This is a genomic window from Sphingobacterium sp. IITKGP-BTPF85 (assembly GCF_001006065.1).
GTDB lineage: Bacteria > Bacteroidota > Bacteroidia > Sphingobacteriales > Sphingobacteriaceae > Sphingobacterium > Sphingobacterium anhuiense.
Genome location: NZ_ASZT02000237.1, coordinates 1 through 4,078, shown reverse-complemented (window position 1 = coordinate 4,078; position 4,078 = coordinate 1). Strand labels below are relative to the sequence as shown.

The window sequence follows — 4,078 nt, the reverse complement described above, 5'->3', positions numbered from 1 at the left end:
GGATACTTTCCAGTTACCGCCGTCATTGACTAAAGTCACGAGATCGGTTTTGGTAAAACCTTCAAAACTGCATCGTTACTTTGGCTATCATATAGTCTGCTGACTCCTGTACGATAGCGGTGCTGGTTTTACAGTTTAACTGCTCTCCTTTTTGCTTTTTTAAGAAGGAAATAACTTCTGAACGGCTATTGGTTTTATCTTCTGATGCCTGTACTTTTTGGCTAAAATCGGATGTAAACAACTGCTCTTCTCCTGCCGATTGTCCTTCTGTCATAACTGCTACATAATGATCAATGGCTAAATCTGCTGTAGATAAGTTGACTACTGCTTTTTTAGGGTTTGATACCTCTGGTTTGCCTGCTGCCATAGTGAATGTTGATACTGCGATCAAGGCTGCTGCTGCGAATGTTTTTGCTATAGTGTTCATAATGTCTTTATGTTATATTGTTAGTTTTTTTTAATTGTTAATTCAAAAGTAGGATGTAAATCGTCTCTACCCTATGACAATTAGACTAAACCAACTAAAAACTCGGTGAACGAAGGAAATGAATAGGTGAAATTGTGAGAGTCGATTCAGAATGCTAAATTCACAATATTATTAGAGCAACAATAAACGTAGACCATTTAAAAACTTTCATTTCTATTACAACTACAATTCTTTTTATGTAATTTTAATAGTGAAAATAAACCCTCAATATGATCACATTTGAAACAATTGAACACTTTTACAATAATTTAAGCTCGAATGGAATAAATTGCAATAACAATTTTCTATACACATATTGTTTTATCTCAGATGATAAGATCAATCTTCAAGAATTAAACAAGGAATTAAACAAAAATAATTTCTCATCAATTACGATAGAGGAAAGTGAAGAAGATTATTGGTGGTTAAATGCTTCCCGAATTGAAAAACATGATGCTCATTCCTTGTTCGAACTCAATAAAATCCTGTATGCTCTAGCAGAAAAATATAATGTAGAATATGATGGCTTTGATATAGGAAATCCAGATGGACAAAGTGCTATCGAAAGGGATACTTATATGGTGCCAGAAGAATTCAAAACAGGTGATTTCATAAATAATAACCTTCCAGAATTAGTTATTATAAACACGGCTCTGGAAAGCTTTTCTCATAAGGCTGAGTTTAGATACTTTATTAATTTCACTCTTCCGTATATTACTCCCGACGGAACAGGTCTTCCTTCTAATGAAGATCTACAAAATTTACATGACTTTGAGATTTCAATCGAACAACATCTTCAAAAATCAGGAATAAATAGCTATTATGTACTTCGAACAACCTATAACGGTATAAGAAAATTCTATCTTGCGATTGCTGAAAAAGGAAATGCAATTAATATTTTAGAATCAATGAAACCAAATACAAAAGAATTACATTTTACCTATAACATCATTGAAGATGAAAACTGGTCAATGTATAGTGAAATGCTAATCAAGCTTGCTACTGAATAAGTATCAGATACAGTGAGATAACCATTGAATGAAATAACTTTAGACTACATCATAAAAAATTGAGAGATGATTTTTAAAAAAATAGATGGCAATGAATTATATTTATATATCGATGGATACCTGGTTTATAAACGTTGGATAGATACTGGTCAGTCCAAAGTGTTTGATGTAATGGCTTATGATAAATACACGCATACAAGTATAGGTGATCTGAACTATGAAAATCAAAATGGTTTAATCGTATTAAATGCAATCCTAAGATTAAAATCAACTGAGGAGGGTGGTCGCAAAACTGGTCTAATAAGCGGTTATCGTCCAAATCATGTCTTCGAATATACTGCAGATGGAAAAATAGATCAAACGTATATTGGCGACATTGTGTTTGAAGATAGTAACGAGATACTTCCAGGAGAAGAGAGATGTATCATTGTAAGATTTTTAATTCACCAACGTATAGAAGAATACTTAACAAAAGGTAACGTATGGTGGATTCATGAAGGCCAAAACCAAATTGGGGAAGCTCAGATTTTATAATATATAAGAACTTTAATAATTACATTAGATTTATAATCGAAATTTCGAATTAAACGAGCCCCATCTTTACGACTTTCTATTTACTATTATTGAGTATTTCTTAACTTTTTTCTTAAATTTAGCTAATAACTGGGCTTTTTGCTTCATTTGATACTAAAATTAAAACTTTGTTTTCAGTTCGCACCAATGTGTCAAGCCCCAAACGTTAACTGCAAACATAACACGACAAGATAACAATTATTGATCTTTATGACACCAACAGAAAAACTGAAATCTATTTTGTCGGAACAATATGTTTCGGAAGATGGAGACGAATATCAAGTTGAACTTAAAGAAGGTTTGACCGATTACCAAATAGACGAATTAGCAAAAGGATTACCAACAGGACAAATTCCTATTGATATTAGAGAGTTATTAAAATTTGCAAGTGGCTTTGAATTTTTCGGATTAGAGAAAGTAACATTTGACGAAATTGGACAATTCGGATTTGAAGAGTTTTTCCCATATTCAGTGCAACTTGCTGGAGACGGATTTGGTAATTTCTGGATTTTGGATGTCGATAAAAATGGAAATTGGGGAAATGTTTTTTATGTGTGTCACGACCCGGCTGTTATCGTAAAACATTCAGAAAACTTAACCCAATTTATTGAGCACGTACATGACTTCGGGAAAAACGGAAACAAGTCAAACCTTGACATAATTCACGAAAAAGTTGTTATAAACATTTGGAACAATGATAACGGATTTATTGAACTTGAAAATGCAAGGCAATCAAATGACGAGACTTTAAAAAACTTCACAATATCACTTTCTGACAATTCCGTAATTGCCGATTTGAGAAACAAACCCAATCAAAGCGGATTTGCCTGGGGAAAATTTGGACCGAACATTGAAAAAGCAAGACGACACGAAACCGAATTGATTTGGGGGATTGAAAAAATTGAAAAGAAAGGATTTTTATCCAAACTCTTTGCAAGAAAATAATACTTAGCTAGATAAACAGAGGAAGAAGTAAAAGAACTAATTCCTATTCGCCCCAATTTATAAAAATGATTAAAATAGAACAAGCCACTATTAATGATATTGAAGATTTAGAAGTGATCTTCTCTCTTTATCTCAAATTTTATGTAGTAGAAAGTATTAGAGATGCTAACATCACTTTCCTAAAGGAAAGAGTGCAAAATAATGAATCTGTTATATTTACAGCTAAAAAAGACAATGAAATCGTTGGCTTTACCCAATTGTTCCCCACTTTTTCATCTGCATCTCTTAAGAAGGTTTATATCTTGAACGATTTGTTTGTACTTGAGAATTATAGAAATCGAGGGATAGCAAAACGTTTAATACATCAAGTCACTGAATTTGCAAAAGAAAACAACTGCGCAAGAGTATCTTTAAGTACCGCACGTGATAATCCTGCACAATTTTTATATGAAAAACTAGGATTTAAGGAAAGTTCATTCAAATTTTACAATTACAATTTATAAGAAATATAAAACAATAATCACCAATATGGACATCACCCTTTCTGAACGCAGAGACATTGAACCTGAAGAAATAATTAATTTGTACCGGGCTAACGAATGGAGTTCTGCTGATAAGCCTGTGGAGCTTTATAATGCTTTAAGTAACTCGCACTCGTTGATCACTGCGTGGGACAATGAACGATTGGTAGGTTTAGGAAATGCTATTTCCGATGGCCATCTGGTCGTATATTATCCTCACCTACTCGTACATCCGGATTATCAAGGTAAAGGGATCGGTAAAATGATCATGGATAAGATGCAGGAAAAATATGGTTCATTTCATATGCAGATGCTAACTGCTGATGGTGATGCGACAGAATTCTACAAAAAAATGGGATTCTCGCGTGCAGGCCATACAGAACCAATGTGGATTTATAAGGGTAATAAGCATTGAGAAAATGTTAAGATTGTGAGATATATGACAGATTACAAAGTATTGATACCCGATGAATCCTATTCAGTGTTAAATTTTAAGCAAGATAATTTTCCAGGTGTGGCCGTGGTCAATAATGCTTTAAGGGAATTTGAACCAAAATAGTTTT

At 33.2% G+C, this 4,078-nt stretch carries 6 protein-coding genes; 5 read left to right on the top strand and 1 reads right to left on the bottom strand.

Going from position 1 to position 4,078, the window contains the following annotated elements:
* Positions 1 to 61: 61 nt before the first annotated feature.
* Positions 62 to 427 carry a hypothetical protein gene (locus tag L950_RS24415; RefSeq protein ID WP_021190176.1) on the bottom strand — a complete coding sequence of 122 codons (366 nt, stop codon included), beginning with the start codon at positions 425 to 427 and terminating at the stop codon, positions 62 to 64.
* A 269-nt stretch (positions 428 to 696) separates the two neighbouring features.
* Here L950_RS24415 and L950_RS24410 point away from each other — a divergent pair, with 269 nt between their 5' ends.
* The 5 genes from L950_RS24410 (at position 697) to L950_RS24390 (ending at position 3,930) form a co-directional block, all read left to right on the top strand.
* Positions 697 to 1,476 (top strand): DUF695 domain-containing protein, encoded by a 780-nt coding sequence (locus L950_RS24410; RefSeq protein WP_021190175.1) that lies wholly within the window; start codon positions 697 to 699, stop codon positions 1,474 to 1,476.
* Between the two features lie 66 nt (positions 1,477 to 1,542).
* Entirely contained in the window at positions 1,543 to 2,010 is a 468-nt protein-coding gene (locus L950_RS24405) for a hypothetical protein (protein ID WP_021190174.1), read from the top strand.
* Positions 2,011 to 2,259: 249 nt separating this feature from the next.
* Positions 2,260 to 2,994, top strand: coding sequence for an SMI1/KNR4 family protein (locus tag L950_RS24400; protein ID WP_021190173.1), 735 nt, complete (start codon positions 2,260 to 2,262; stop codon positions 2,992 to 2,994).
* 65 nt (positions 2,995 to 3,059) lie between these two features.
* On the top strand, positions 3,060 to 3,497 hold the full coding sequence (locus L950_RS24395; protein ID WP_021190172.1) for a GNAT family N-acetyltransferase: 438 nt from the start codon (positions 3,060 to 3,062) through the stop codon (positions 3,495 to 3,497).
* A 25-nt stretch (positions 3,498 to 3,522) separates the two neighbouring features.
* Complete coding sequence (locus tag L950_RS24390) at positions 3,523 to 3,930, top strand: GNAT family N-acetyltransferase (protein WP_021190171.1); 408 nt, start codon at positions 3,523 to 3,525, stop codon at positions 3,928 to 3,930.
* The last annotated feature ends 148 nt before the right edge of the window (positions 3,931 to 4,078 follow it).

Excerpts from the sequence above, each read along its gene's own strand:
- L950_RS24415 (WP_021190176.1), bottom strand. The coding sequence starts at position 427 with ATGAACACTATAGCAAAAACATTCGCAGCAGCAGCCTTGATCGCAGTA.
- L950_RS24410 (WP_021190175.1), top strand. The coding sequence starts at position 697 with ATGATCACATTTGAAACAATTGAACACTTTTACAATAATTTAAGCTCG.
- L950_RS24405 (WP_021190174.1), top strand. The coding sequence starts at position 1,543 with ATGATTTTTAAAAAAATAGATGGCAATGAATTATATTTATATATCGAT.
- L950_RS24400 (WP_021190173.1), top strand. The coding sequence starts at position 2,260 with ATGACACCAACAGAAAAACTGAAATCTATTTTGTCGGAACAATATGTT.
- L950_RS24395 (WP_021190172.1), top strand. The coding sequence starts at position 3,060 with ATGATTAAAATAGAACAAGCCACTATTAATGATATTGAAGATTTAGAA.
- L950_RS24390 (WP_021190171.1), top strand. The coding sequence starts at position 3,523 with ATGGACATCACCCTTTCTGAACGCAGAGACATTGAACCTGAAGAAATA.